The organism is Paenibacillus xylanexedens (assembly GCF_017874615.1).
Lineage (GTDB): Bacteria > Bacillota > Bacilli > Paenibacillales > Paenibacillaceae > Paenibacillus > Paenibacillus xylanexedens.
On sequence record NZ_JAGIKV010000019.1, the window covers coordinates 89,441 to 101,987 of the forward strand.

Here is a 12,547-nt window from a genome sequence, read left to right on the forward strand (position 1 = left end):
ACATGGGGGAGATTATGGAATGAATATTACGGTGATTGGCACAGGGTATGTGGGTTTGGTATCGGGCGTATGTTTTTCGGAACTGGGAAATAACGTGATCTGTGTCGACAACAATGTGGAAAAAGTGAATATGTTAACGGACGGTCATGTTCCGATCTATGAACCGGGTCTGAAGGATATCATGAATGCCAATATGAAAGCAGGAAGGCTGTCATTCACCACCAACATTCAGGATGCCATCAGTCGTTCGGATATCATCATTATCGCGGTGGGTACGCCATCCTTGCCTAATGGCGAAGCAAATCTGAGCTTTATTGAGCTTGTCGCGCGAGAAATAGGTTCTTATATGGATAATTATAAAATAATAATGACTAAAAGCACGGTTCCTGTCGGAACCAACGATCGTATTCAGGAATGGATCAGCAGTTTGACGAATCATCCATTCGACATGGCATCGGTACCGGAGTTCCTGCGAGAAGGTACCGCTGTCCAAGATACGCTCTATCCTGACCGGATAGTCATTGGGACACATAGTGAGCGGGCAGTCGCCACGTTGAAAGAGCTGCATCAGCCATTAACCGATCAGATTATTGTTACGGATATTCGCTCGGCCGAAATGATTAAATATGCATCCAACGCTTTCCTGGCAACCAAGATCTCATTTATTAACGAAATCTCTAACATCTGTGAAAAAGTAGGAGCAGATGTCAGCCGTGTTGCCGAAGGCATGGGCTATGACAGACGAATCGGTGCCTCCTTTCTCAAGGCAGGCATTGGTTACGGAGGTTCCTGTTTCCCTAAGGATACACAGGCTCTGATTCAAATTGCAGGTAATGTGGATTATGACTTCAAACTGCTGAAGTCCGTGGTGGAAGTGAACAAAGATCAACGCTTCAACGTCATTCGTAAACTGGAAGACGCACTAGGCTCACTCGAAGGGAAGGAGATTGCCATCTGGGGGCTCGCTTTCAAACCGGATACCGATGACGTTCGTGATGCTCCGGCGATTGAGATCATTCAGCGTTTGCTTGAGCAGGGAGCAGTGATTCGGGCATATGACCCCATCGCTACCGAGAACTTCCGCAAAGAGGTGGATTCCCCATCCATTACGTGGGAAGAGCGTGCCATGAAAGCGGCGGAAGGTGCTGATGCACTCTGTGTTCTGACGGAATGGAAAGAGTTCATGGAGGTTAATCTGACTGATTTGGCAGCGCATATGAATCAACCCATCCTGATTGATGGAAGAAACATCTACGGAGAAGATCAGATTAAAGATACTTCCTTCCAATACTACTCCGTTGGTCGTCCAGGTCTAACCAATATCGATGGAAGAAAAACGGCAGTCATCTAACGGAGGCCATAACATGAGACGCGGGATCAAAATAACATTAGGTGCCATTTCCCTTGTTGCAGTTGTCATGATTGGATATTCTGTGTACCTGTATCTGCATGTTAAATCAGCGGCGGATCAAATGTATGAACCCCGGGAACCCATCAAGCAGGTATCTATTGTCGACCAGCGGGGTGGGGGAGATTTTCCTGTGGACATGGAGAATGAAGAACCTTTTAATGCTTTGATCCTGGGTGTGGATGAACGTTCCAATGATCGGGGGCGCTCCGATACCATGATTGTATTAAGTGTTAATCCTGCGAAACAATCCGCACTTATGTTTAACATCCCCCGAGATACCAGAACGAATATTGTTGGTCACGGCACGGAGGATAAGATCAACCATGCCTATGCTTTTGGGGGCGTTAACATGTCGGTGCAAACGGTAGAGCAATTGCTTGACGTTCCCATACATTACTACATGAAAGTGAATATGGAGGGCTTTGCACAAGTCATCGACATGGTGGGTGGAGTGAATGTGAATAACCGGTTTGCATTTGACTATGAGGGTTATCGGTTCGAGCAAGGAAATATTCATCTGGACGGTGCAGCAGCTTTGGGATTTTCGCGAATGCGTTATGATGATCCGAAGGGGGATCTCGGGCGCAATGACCGTCAGCGGGAGATTATCAAACAAGTGCTGAAAAATACGGTTCAGGTATCCAACGTGTTGCAACTGGAGACGTTGCTGGATGAAGTGAGTGCTCACGTGAGAACTGACGTTACCTTTGATGAAATGAAGCAGATGTTCTCCAATTATCGCCCGGTGCTGAATCATATCGAGTCTGTTGAGATCAAAGGCACGGGCAAGAAAATAGACGGAGTGTATTATTATATCGTGGAACAGTCAGAGCGAGACAGAATACATCAGATGATTGAAGAACATTTAAAATGATCGGATAGGGCGGTGAACCAGATGCGTATCTCCAGGCTATTGAAATTATCCCTGATTGTGCTCCTAATGTATATGCTCATGATACCTGCAAGTACAAACGTTGTTCAATCAGCTCAAAACTATCAATGGAATAATATACCTATTGGTGGTGGGGGGTACGTTACAGGCGTGGTTATTCATCCGACTGAGCCTGATCTGGTTTACGCTCGAACTGACGTTGGAGGAGCCTATCGGTTGGATGCAGCCTCAGGAGATTGGGTCCCACTACTTGATCATTTCGGAGATGAGGACAGCAATCTGTACGGTGTGGATGGGATTGCACTGGATCAGCAAAATCCTAATATCGTGTATATCGCGGCAGGTAAGTACGGGAATGTGGGGCCGAGCGATATTCTGAAATCTACAGACCGGGGAGAAACCTGGATTCGAACCGGACTCAATCTTCGGAATGAATCGAATGGAAATATCCATCGCGCCATGGGAGAGAGCATCGCGGTCAATCCAACCAACTCCAATTATCTGCATGTCGGTACACGATATGATGGATTGTACACCTCCAGTGACGGTGCAGCTACGTGGAGCAAGGTGTGGGATGTACCGAACGGTTTGTCCGGTGAGGGCATACGGAGTGTAGCCTATGGATTAAATCCGGTGACGAAGCAAGGTCAGGTTGTGTATGCAGGAGTTCGCGGCGTTGGTGTCTACAGCAAAGCACCAAGAAGCAATGGGCAGACCACATGGCAGCTTACCGGGAGAAGTCCTGAATATCCTGCACGTATGACTGTGGCGAAGAACGGAACGTTATATGTGACCACTGATAATCAGGGCGTCTACAAGTTCAATGGTGTGCAGTGGACGAATATCACGCCAAGTTCCAGTTATTCTTCTTATTATGGCATCACAATCGATCCCAATAACGATAATCATATCCTGGTCGCCGTTCGAACAGGTGGAGATAATCTGCCCTTGTATCGTTCGGTGAACGGCGGACAGAGTTGGACAACAGTGAGCAAAACGCTGGTATCCAAACCGTCCTGGTGGACACCCAACATGTTTTTCTCAGCGACATCCAGTATCAAGTTTGATCCGCATAATCCGGGCACCGTATATGCTACAGACTGGTTTGGCGTGTACAAAACGGAAAATATCAATGGTACCAATGGATTGACTGGCAATACAGCGAGCACTTGGGAAGCCATTACCGATGGTCATGAAGAAGTCGTCGCACTCACGGCATCCACACCACCTCAGGGTGTTTCATTCTTCAGTGGTTTAACGGATCAAGTCGGATTTAGACATGAAAATGTAACCGATGTTCCTCTTAATAAAATCCCGCTCGCAGGTATGCGAGAAATTGTGAGTATTGACTATCACGAGGCAAATCCGAAATACATGATATTTCTGGGAAGCAGTGACTGGTATGGTACGACCACACGTTTATTTGTCTCTTCCAATAACGGAGTTACGGTAACTCCAATGAATGTTCCGGCTGGCTCCAAACTGGGGAGGGTCGCCTACTCGGCCATCAATCCGAATGTAATTGTTTATTACCCCCAGACCGGTAATCCGGTCAGAAGCACGAATCGTGGCGCAACATGGCAAAATATGAATGGTGCCCCTTTTCAGGCCATCGGGGGAAATATGGTCTTTGCCTATAATCATCCACTGGCTGCGGATCGCATCAATGGATATAAATTTTATATGTATGCTGCTGGTTATCTGTATCGGTCTACGGATGCAGGAGCCAACTGGTCCAAAGCGAATACAGTTCGCCTTCCGATTAATACGGATATCAATACAAGCTTCATTAAAGTCGAGGCTGCACCTGGCGTGGCGAATAATGTATGGGTGAGTCTGGGAACCGATGGATTATATGCATCAACGAACTCGGGAAATACATTTTCCAAGATCCAGGGTGTGCAGAATTCCAAATTATTTGCCTTTGGTAAAGCTCAGCCCGGCAGATTGGTTCCAGCTGTCTATGTATATGGCACCGTAAATAACGTGAATGGATTCTTCCGTTCAGATGATATGGGGGTAACCTGGAACAATATAGGTCCTTTAGGTGATGGAATCGGGCTGGGCAATGAACCGCAAATTATGGTGGCAGACCGGCAAATCTATGGTCAGGTATATGTAGGTACAAATGGCAGAGGTATGTATGTTGGATCAATAGAATAACGAGAGAGATATGAAAGTGGTGAAGATCAAAATGATGGAGGAGGGCTCCGGGCGCACGAGACAAAAGCATGTACGAAGAACGTACGGATTTCTCATTGCTCTGCTGTTGATTGTGATCTGGATTCTGGTCATCTGGTCCATGTCCACGCAATCCTCTCAACAGCAAGACATTCAGCCTTTGCTTCATAAATGGTCTCAAAAGTTGCACATCGGTTTTACACTTCCCGATGTGCAATTCACTTACGGGGAGTATGAGTATTCGCTGAAGCAGCGGCCGTATGATTTTGCAGAGTTCATCTTTCGCAAGAGTGCGCACTTATTTGTATACGCTGTGCTCGCCGTGCTTGTGTACGGCGGGCTGCGGTACAGAAGAGCATCCCTTGTGACCAGTATCGTTTCTGCTCTGGCTGTAGTGTTCATTATAGCCTCCATTGATGAGTATATTCAGCAGTTCAGCCCGGACCGGACAAGCTCGATACGTGATGTTGGAGTCGACTTGCTCGGCGGTTGCTGTGGGATTGTCATATATGCAGGACTTCAGTCCATTATCCGAAGGATCAGAAAAGGAAAGCGTACTTCCATTCACAGCGAGTGATTTCCCAGGAAATTAGATGTATCGTTCAACTTCTACTTGTCTGCCATCCATCATAAGTATGGAGTAGGACAAGGAGGACTGGACATGCTGCGAAGAAGGAACCGGAATGCTTTGCTCAAAAAGATCGGGTTCATCACGATCATTGTATTATTGCTGTGGTTGATTGCCAGAACCATTCCGTATCTGTTTCAGGCAGATACATCGGATGAAGCTGCTGCTGTTGCCGAAGAGTTTTACAAATATGAGCAGACGGGTGACTTCGGCAGTTCGTGGGAACTCTTTCATCCCCTGATGAAAGAGCGGTTTCCCAAGAGTGCTTACGTACAGAACAGAGCACATATATTTATGCAGCATTTTGGCGTGGAAACGTTTGAGCTGGAGATGGAGAAGCCGGAGCACGAGTTCGATGTAACCGTGATCGAAGGGGTTAAGCCATTTTCTGAAGCCTACAGAATCCGGGTCACCCAGAAGTACTCAGGTACCTTTGGCCAATTCGATATTGTGCAGACCTGTTATCTGGTAGAGGATGGCGATGAGTGGACCTTACTTTGGTATTATCCAAATCAGAAAAATGAGGATACCTCGCAGGTCGACAAAAGTCACTGATCAGGAAATAATATTAACCCATACATTGAACCGAATTGTATCATTTACCTAACACAAAGCTCCATAAATGCGAGACTTTTGTCGCATTTATGGAGCTTTTTTTCGTTTTATTTGTTTTTATTCCGTTATAAGCCTTGACATTAGTCCCGGTGTCAAGTAAATTACGAGGTAGGATACAAAATGTATCAATTTTCAGCTTCTAACGACAAATAACAGGGACTTCAATGCTCCTTGTGAGGGGAAGGAATATCATTGATCGAAACGGGCCGCTTTTACTGTGTCAGTTGTGGGATGATTGTGTCGGTCACTAGAAGCTCTGTCGAAATGAAGGAAGAGGGCAATGGAGGCAATCACGTATTTCGCACCGGATTCTACCGGAGTGAAATGCCGCTTGGATGCTGTGAAGCGTGTGTAGTTGAAGCGAAACGTCAGGGGAAATCCCAGTTTGCGGGACAATATACTAAAGATTATGATACACTATGTTCATATGAGAAACGGGCATGAATGATGTGCTCGTCCATGAAGGAGGGGATTGAATGCAGCAGGAGCCGGTCGTCCGGATTCAGGGCGTCAGCAAAATCATATCCTCCCGATCATTGGTCAGCGACCTGACTCTGGATATTTCTCCGGGGCAGGTTTTTGGTTTTTTAGGACCTAATGGCGCGGGGAAAACAACAACGATTCGGATGATGGTTGGACTGATGTCCATCAGTAAAGGTGACATTTTGATCTCGGGACACAGTGTGAAAAATGAATTTGAACAGGCGGTAGCCCAGGTAGGAGCTATTGTGGAAAATCCGGAAATGTACAAGTTTCTGACCGGGTACCAGAATCTCGTTCACTTTGCCCGCATGTCGCCGGGAGTTACCAAAGAACGTATTGCGGAAACGATTGAGCGTGTTGGGCTTACGGCCCGTATCCACGATAGAGTCAAAACCTACTCATTGGGCATGCGCCAGCGTCTGGGTGTCGCGCAAGCGATATTACATAAACCGAAGCTGCTTGTACTGGATGAGCCGACCAATGGTTTGGACCCACAGGGTATACGGGAACTGAGAGACTACTTGCGTGAGCTCACCCGAGAGGAAGGTATTACGGTCTTTGTATCCAGTCATTTGTTATCAGAGATGGAACTGATGTGTGATACGGTGGCCATTATTCAGAACGGCAAGTTGATTGATGTAAGAAATCTTCGGGCTGAAGCTGGGGCGGATGCATTAATCGAAGTTGCTTTTGAGCTGAATGATGCTGACCGCGCTGCGGATCTGATTCAGGGTGCTACCGTACAGGGCAATGTCCTGGTGATGCGTGTGTCTCGTGAGCAGATTCCGGATATCAATGCCAAGCTGGTTAGCGAAGGGTTTCAGGTATACGGTATTCGTAACGTGACTCACACCCTGGAAGAACAATTCTTGCAAGTCACTGGGGGTGGAGGCATTGGGTAGTTTTGGTAATCTGATATTGAATGAGAATATGAAAATTTTCCGTCGTCCCCGTACCTGGATCATGTTGGCCATTCTGGCTTTGATCTCACTGTTAATGCCAGTGTTATTGCGGGAAGGCATGGGAACCGATGGTGTTTCGTTCTGGCAAGCGGCGGTAACAACGATACAAATTGTGTTCTTTCTGAATACGATCTTCTGTGTAGTGATTGCAGCGGAAGCGGTAGCTGGAGAGTTTACCTGGGGAACCATTAAGCTGTTGCTGATTCGGCCATGGTCACGAAGCAAGATTCTGGCTTCCAAATATCTGACCGTGATCATCTTCAGTATTCTGAGTACACTGCTTGTCATTGTAATGGCAACCGGAATGTCCTATATGCTTTTCTCGCATGACACGCTGGACGCTCAGCCAGGAAGCAGCAGCTCAGCAACGAATTCACTAGCATTATGGGGATATTTGTACGTTGATCTGTTCATTACGCTTGCGATTGCCTTTATGGTGTCCTCCGTATTTCGTTCAGGTGCACTTGCGATTGGATTATCCCTGTTCATTATGTTCTCACAGAGTATCTTCTCCCTCATATTCAATCCGGTCCGTTATGAGTGGGCCAAGTATGTTCTATTCAACAACATGGATCTTAGCAAATACATGACCTCCGGGGCGGATTTTGCGCTAATGGGTGGTCCAAGTGCAGGAATGACACTGGGTTTCTCCATTGCAGTCCTGGCGGTATATTACGTTATTTTCATGGTGATTTCCTGGGTTGTATTCAGCAAAAGAGATGTGGCAGGCTAAAGCCTGCTTCTTTTTTTTGCTCCAATGTTTGTTGTGGAAAGAAAAAAGTGTATATTCAGCATTGCCTGTGGCATGACTGTCATTTAAGGGTACTTAGTATCATAAGTAAATGACTAGATATACATATGAACGCCGCAGTCACTTTGGCAGAGCAGCGCATGGAGGGATCACGTTTCTTGATAAATAACAAGTTCTACCGCATCTGCACAGCGATTATTCTGCTGCTGCTCATCGTGTATCTGGGGGAAAAAGTAAACTTTATTTTCAGCCCCCTGACCTCACTGATTCACATCATCATCATTCCGCTGCTGATTGCTGGTTTCTTCTATTATCTGCTGCGCCCGCTCGTCGATTATATGGAGAGGCATAAGATCAAGCGTGCATTGTCAGTTCTGATTATTTATATCGTAATTGCATTAATCCTCGCAGGTTTTAGTGTGCTGGTATGGCCTTCATTGAGAGAACAACTGATGAATTTTGTGGAGAATGCTCCAGCGTTGGTTACTTCACTCAGCGACCAGTTGAATGCACTTGAAAAGAGTAATGTTGTTTCCAGATATCTGCCTGATGATTCCAATCTATTCTCACGATTATCCGATGTTCTGAGCCAAGGGATCACTCAGGTAACCAATTATGTCTCCGGGTTATTCTCCGTGGTATCCAATTTGGTTATTATTCTGGCAACGTTCCCGATCATGCTGTATTACATGCTTAAGGAAGGCAGCAAGTTTGGAACGAATCTGACCTTATTGTTGCCAAGACATTATCGGAAGGATGGGGAAGAAACCGTCCATGAGATCGATGAAGCACTAAGTAACTATATTGTTGGCCGGGTTATTGTTAATGTAGCGCTGGGGATTCTGATGTACATCGGTTTTCTCATCTTAGGTTTGCCTTATGCATTGCTGCTGACGGTTGTATCGATTATTCTGAACTTCATCCCTTATGTGGGTGCTTTGCTGGCAGCTATTCCGGTTGTCATTGTCGCGTTTATCGAATCACCTTCGATGGCGATCTGGTCACTGGTCATCATTGTAATCGCACAGCAAATTCAGGATAACCTGATCTCACCTTATGTCTATGGCAAACAGCTCGATATTCATCCACTGACTACCGTTATCCTTTTGCTCGTGGGTGCTGACCTGGGAAATATCTTGGGTATGATTATCGTGATTCCCCTATATATGATTCTGAAAATTATAGTTCTCAAAATCCATTATCGGATTGTTGAAGATAAAACTGAAACTTAAATGGAGTTAGAAATACATCTCTGTCATGTGCTCGACTAATGTTTGTTCTTGAATCACATAGATAAGCTCATCAGGATAAGCCGCATATCAATGGTGAAGGGTCAGGTAAGTTTGCCCTCGCCATTGATATGCGGCTTTTTTTTCATACATATTGCTCACTCATGTTATATCTGTTATACTTGATATATAACAGATAACAAAAAAGAAGGTGAACCCTTGATTATTCAACTGGATATGCAATCCGAACTGCCCATTTATTCACAACTTGTTTATCAAATTATTGAAGGCATTGCTAGTGGTGAGTTGCAGCTAGGTGAGGCGCTACCTTCGGTTCGGAATTTGGCAGCAGATATTGGTGTTAACCTTCACACCGTCAACAAGGCTTATACACTACTCAAGCAAGATGGATACATTCTGGTTCATAGACAAAAGGGAGTTGTAGTAAACCCTGATGGAATGCCTGATTTAACGGATGATTTTTTGAAAAAGCAGCAAAGCGAATTAAGACCGATTATTGCCGAAGCGATCTGTCGTGGAATGACCAAAGAGGAACTATCTACGGTGTTAGACCAAATATATGATGATGTAAAGATGGGTCACAACAGAGAATAACGAATCAAGGGAGTGTGTTATGTATGCAACTATTTAGTATATTACCTATCATCCTAATGTTTGCTCCATTAGCCTTACTTCTATCCTTTGCACCATATCTGACAAGGGAAACCATTAGCTTTGGGGTTACGGTAAGTCAATATAATTACTACACACCCATCTTACGTAAGCTACGGAGTGCGTTTGCTACAGTAAGTCTGATCGGAAACGGGATGATTATACTTGTCTGTCTGTATTTACTCCGATCTGCTAATGAAGAGTCTACCGCAATGATCACAGGTGTGAGCACAGTAATATTCATTGTGTACTGGTCAGCACTACACATCTTATTTCATTTCAAGATGAAAAAAATAAAGGGAACACTTACAACTGTAGAAGCACCTCAAAGGGTTAAAATCGATACCACCTTCCGCCAAAATAAACTCACCTATTCCAACTATTGGTTTCTCATTCACATTGCTATTATTGTAGCCATTGCGATCATTTCGATCCTGAATTATAAGGCACTCCCTAACGTCATTCCAATAAAATATGATCTTCAGGGCCATGTCACTTCCAGTGTGCCTAAAACCTACCTCTCGGTACTGGCTATTAATTTTGTACAGCTAGGAATCATTGCACTTATGATGTTGGTGAACTGGAGTATTAAAACAAGCAAACAGCAGCTTACTACGTCTAATCCGGGCCAATTTGCTGCTGAAAATATTCAATTCCGCCGTAAATGGTCCCTATTTACGATCATAACAGGGTTCCTTCTTACCATTTTATTTGCCTTCATTCAGATCAATATGTTCGTCCCTAATCTGTTTTTGCTAACAGCGATTAGCTTTATCACTACTGTGGTGATCGTGTTAGGTGTTGTATGGCTGTCTCTCACAGGCAGACAAGGCGGTGGGAAAATTCGTAATCATCAAGAGGACCACGAACGATCTAAAGAGCAGCCTGTGAATGACGATGATTATTGGAAGCTTGGTTTTATTTACTTCAATGCCAATGATCCTTCTTTTACCGTAGAAAAGCGTTATGGAATAGGCTGGACGATTAACTTCGCTCGTCCACTATCTTGGGTCCTGTTGTTATTCATCATTGCTATTGTTGTTATAAGCAGAGTTCTGAGCCAATAAATGCTCATAGATCTATGCATAACATAAAAATGATTAGGAGGAGTTATGACGATGAACAATTGGAAAAAGCTATTACTTTCTCTTACTTTCGTAGGTCTCATCCTTCCGGTGACATCCATCTCAGAAGCTGCTGAAAAATCCGTGGGTAGTGAAAATCTTGTTCCTATTCGTGAGATTGCAGAAAAGAATGGGGCAGAGGTATCTTGGCAACAAAAGACAGGACAAATCACAATACGAAAAAGTGAGCTTACTATTGTAGTTAAGGTAGGAGAAAAACAGGCGATGGTGAATGGGCAAGCCATCTCCTTAGACAATCCTGTTCAGTTAACGAAAGGAGCTACCTATATGGATGGGGGATTTCTTACCGAGACGCTGAAGGCAGCACCTGAGGACAGATTCATTTCACTTATAAGTGAGGGCGATGGCAAGGAGGCTGCCAAGTATGTTCATACCTCTGTGAGTGGAGTGTTGTCACCCACGTTGTTGAGTCAGCTGTGGGGAGCTTTAGAAGGACAAAATGGCAAAATTACAAGTGAAGCCATAGCTAAGCATGTAGAAAATAATACAGTACATCGCAATGTTACCTATACGTTCAAAACAGAGCTCACTCGTTTAAATATTACGGTCAGAATGAATCATAACGGACTTGTGGATGATTTGCATATTGCCGCCGCTACGCCAGATGTGTATCAAAAACCAAGCTACGACGACCCATCTGCCTATACAGAACAAGACATTACGGTTGGTCAGGGGGATTTAGCTTTACCAGGGACACTAACTTTGCCCAAGGGAGAGGGACCTTTCCCGGTTGTCATTCTGGTACACGGTTCTGGGCCTAGCAATCAAGATGCTGCCATTGGTGGGGCAAAGCCGTTTCGCGATCTTGCGGTAGGTTTAGCTTCACAAGGAGTTGCTGTATTAAGATACGATAAGGTTACGTATGAGCATACCTATAAGGTGGCTTCACAGCCTAAATTCACATTAAAACAAGAGAGCGTAGATCAGGTAAACGATGCAGTGGAATTCCTTAAAAAGAATACACATATTGATTCTACAGTGATTTTTGTAGCTGGACATAGTCAAGGCGGGTTTGCAATTCCGTTAATCATTGCTGAGGATAAACAACATGATATTGCAGGAAGTATTTTACTTGCTGCACCAAGTAGTAGCTTTGCGGATGTGCTTACCGAGCAGCAGGACGAATTGGTAGAGCGGATGAAGCAGCTTGGTTTAGACACGGATGTCATTCAAGGGCAAGCTGATTTTTATAAAAATGTAGCTGCGATGGTTAAAGATCCAAAATATTCTGTAGATCATCTTCCTGAGGCGTTTCCACTTCAACCTGCTTATTGGTGGTTTGAGCAAAGAGATTATGTGCCTGCGGAACTGGCTAAAACACAAAATACACCTATGCTTGTTATACAAGGCGAAAACGATGTGCAAGTGTCTATGAATCAATTCCAAACCTGGAAATCGTCTCTTCAAGGTCATTCCAATGTAACGTACAATAGCTATCCAAAGGTAAATCATCTTTTATCCAGCTATGATGGACTTTCAATCGGTCAAGAGTACGCTGAGCCATCTAATGTCTCCAAAGCCATTATCGATGATATTGCGATGTGGGTATTAAAATCAAACTAAAAACGGGAGTTCCAT

Annotated in this window: 12 protein-coding genes; all 12 read left to right on the forward strand. The window is 44.7% G+C overall.

Annotated elements, in window-relative coordinates; genetic code table 11:
- The first annotated feature begins 19 nt into the window (after nucleotides 1–19).
- The 12 genes from J2Z28_RS22190 (at nucleotide 20) to J2Z28_RS22245 (ending at nucleotide 12,532) form a co-directional block, all read left to right on the forward strand.
- Nucleotides 20–1,351 (forward strand): UDP-glucose dehydrogenase family protein, encoded by a 1,332-nt coding sequence (locus J2Z28_RS22190; RefSeq protein WP_091033824.1) that lies wholly within the window; start codon nucleotides 20–22, stop codon nucleotides 1,349–1,351.
- 13 nt (nucleotides 1,352–1,364) lie between these two features.
- Nucleotides 1,365–2,285, forward strand: a complete 921-nt coding sequence (locus tag J2Z28_RS22195) for an LCP family glycopolymer transferase (RefSeq protein ID WP_211084322.1) — start codon at nucleotides 1,365–1,367, stop codon at nucleotides 2,283–2,285.
- Between the two features lie 21 nt (nucleotides 2,286–2,306).
- Nucleotides 2,307–4,466, forward strand: coding sequence for a WD40/YVTN/BNR-like repeat-containing protein (locus J2Z28_RS22200; RefSeq protein ID WP_211084323.1), 2,160 nt, complete (start codon nucleotides 2,307–2,309; stop codon nucleotides 4,464–4,466).
- 10 nt (nucleotides 4,467–4,476) lie between these two features.
- Entirely contained in the window at nucleotides 4,477–5,061 is a 585-nt protein-coding gene (locus tag J2Z28_RS22205) for a VanZ family protein (RefSeq protein ID WP_211084324.1), read from the forward strand.
- A gap of 84 nt (nucleotides 5,062–5,145) precedes the next feature.
- Complete coding sequence (locus tag J2Z28_RS22210) at nucleotides 5,146–5,667, forward strand: hypothetical protein (protein WP_211084325.1); 522 nt, start codon at nucleotides 5,146–5,148, stop codon at nucleotides 5,665–5,667.
- Between the two features lie 252 nt (nucleotides 5,668–5,919).
- Complete coding sequence (locus J2Z28_RS22215; protein WP_143760279.1) at nucleotides 5,920–6,171, forward strand: hypothetical protein; 252 nt, start codon at nucleotides 5,920–5,922, stop codon at nucleotides 6,169–6,171.
- 32 nt (nucleotides 6,172–6,203) lie between these two features.
- Nucleotides 6,204–7,112 (forward strand): ABC transporter ATP-binding protein, encoded by a 909-nt coding sequence (locus J2Z28_RS22220; RefSeq protein ID WP_211084326.1) that lies wholly within the window; start codon nucleotides 6,204–6,206, stop codon nucleotides 7,110–7,112.
- A complete protein-coding gene (locus tag J2Z28_RS22225) occupies nucleotides 7,096–7,905 on the forward strand; it encodes an ABC transporter permease (RefSeq protein ID WP_415841489.1) in 810 nt (269 codons plus the stop codon). Before J2Z28_RS22220 ends, J2Z28_RS22225 begins: the two co-directional genes overlap by 17 nt.
- A gap of 176 nt (nucleotides 7,906–8,081) precedes the next feature.
- Nucleotides 8,082–9,155 carry an AI-2E family transporter gene (locus J2Z28_RS22230; protein ID WP_244988468.1) on the forward strand — a complete coding sequence of 358 codons (1,074 nt, stop codon included), beginning with the start codon at nucleotides 8,082–8,084 and terminating at the stop codon, nucleotides 9,153–9,155.
- A 216-nt stretch (nucleotides 9,156–9,371) separates the two neighbouring features.
- Nucleotides 9,372–9,767: a GntR family transcriptional regulator gene (locus J2Z28_RS22235; RefSeq protein ID WP_211084328.1), complete on the forward strand. Its 396-nt coding sequence runs from the start codon at nucleotides 9,372–9,374 to the stop codon at nucleotides 9,765–9,767.
- A 23-nt stretch (nucleotides 9,768–9,790) separates the two neighbouring features.
- Nucleotides 9,791–10,891 (forward strand): DUF1648 domain-containing protein, encoded by a 1,101-nt coding sequence (locus J2Z28_RS22240; RefSeq protein ID WP_211084329.1) that lies wholly within the window; start codon nucleotides 9,791–9,793, stop codon nucleotides 10,889–10,891.
- Nucleotides 10,892–10,942: 51 nt separating this feature from the next.
- On the forward strand, nucleotides 10,943–12,532 hold the full coding sequence (locus tag J2Z28_RS22245) for an alpha/beta hydrolase family protein (RefSeq protein WP_211084330.1): 1,590 nt from the start codon (nucleotides 10,943–10,945) through the stop codon (nucleotides 12,530–12,532).
- Nucleotides 12,533–12,547 lie beyond the last annotated feature (15 nt).

Coding starts and splice junctions, on each gene's coding strand:
- J2Z28_RS22210 (WP_211084325.1), top strand. CDS start 5,146: ATGCTGCGAAGAAGGAACCGGAATGCTTTGCTCAAAAAGATCGGGTTC.
- J2Z28_RS22220 (WP_211084326.1), top strand. CDS start 6,204: ATGCAGCAGGAGCCGGTCGTCCGGATTCAGGGCGTCAGCAAAATCATA.
- J2Z28_RS22200 (WP_211084323.1), top strand. CDS start 2,307: ATGCGTATCTCCAGGCTATTGAAATTATCCCTGATTGTGCTCCTAATG.
- J2Z28_RS22245 (WP_211084330.1), top strand. CDS start 10,943: ATGAACAATTGGAAAAAGCTATTACTTTCTCTTACTTTCGTAGGTCTC.
- J2Z28_RS22195 (WP_211084322.1), top strand. CDS start 1,365: ATGAGACGCGGGATCAAAATAACATTAGGTGCCATTTCCCTTGTTGCA.
- J2Z28_RS22240 (WP_211084329.1), top strand. CDS start 9,791: ATGCAACTATTTAGTATATTACCTATCATCCTAATGTTTGCTCCATTA.
- J2Z28_RS22190 (WP_091033824.1), top strand. CDS start 20: ATGAATATTACGGTGATTGGCACAGGGTATGTGGGTTTGGTATCGGGC.
- J2Z28_RS22205 (WP_211084324.1), top strand. CDS start 4,477: ATGAAAGTGGTGAAGATCAAAATGATGGAGGAGGGCTCCGGGCGCACG.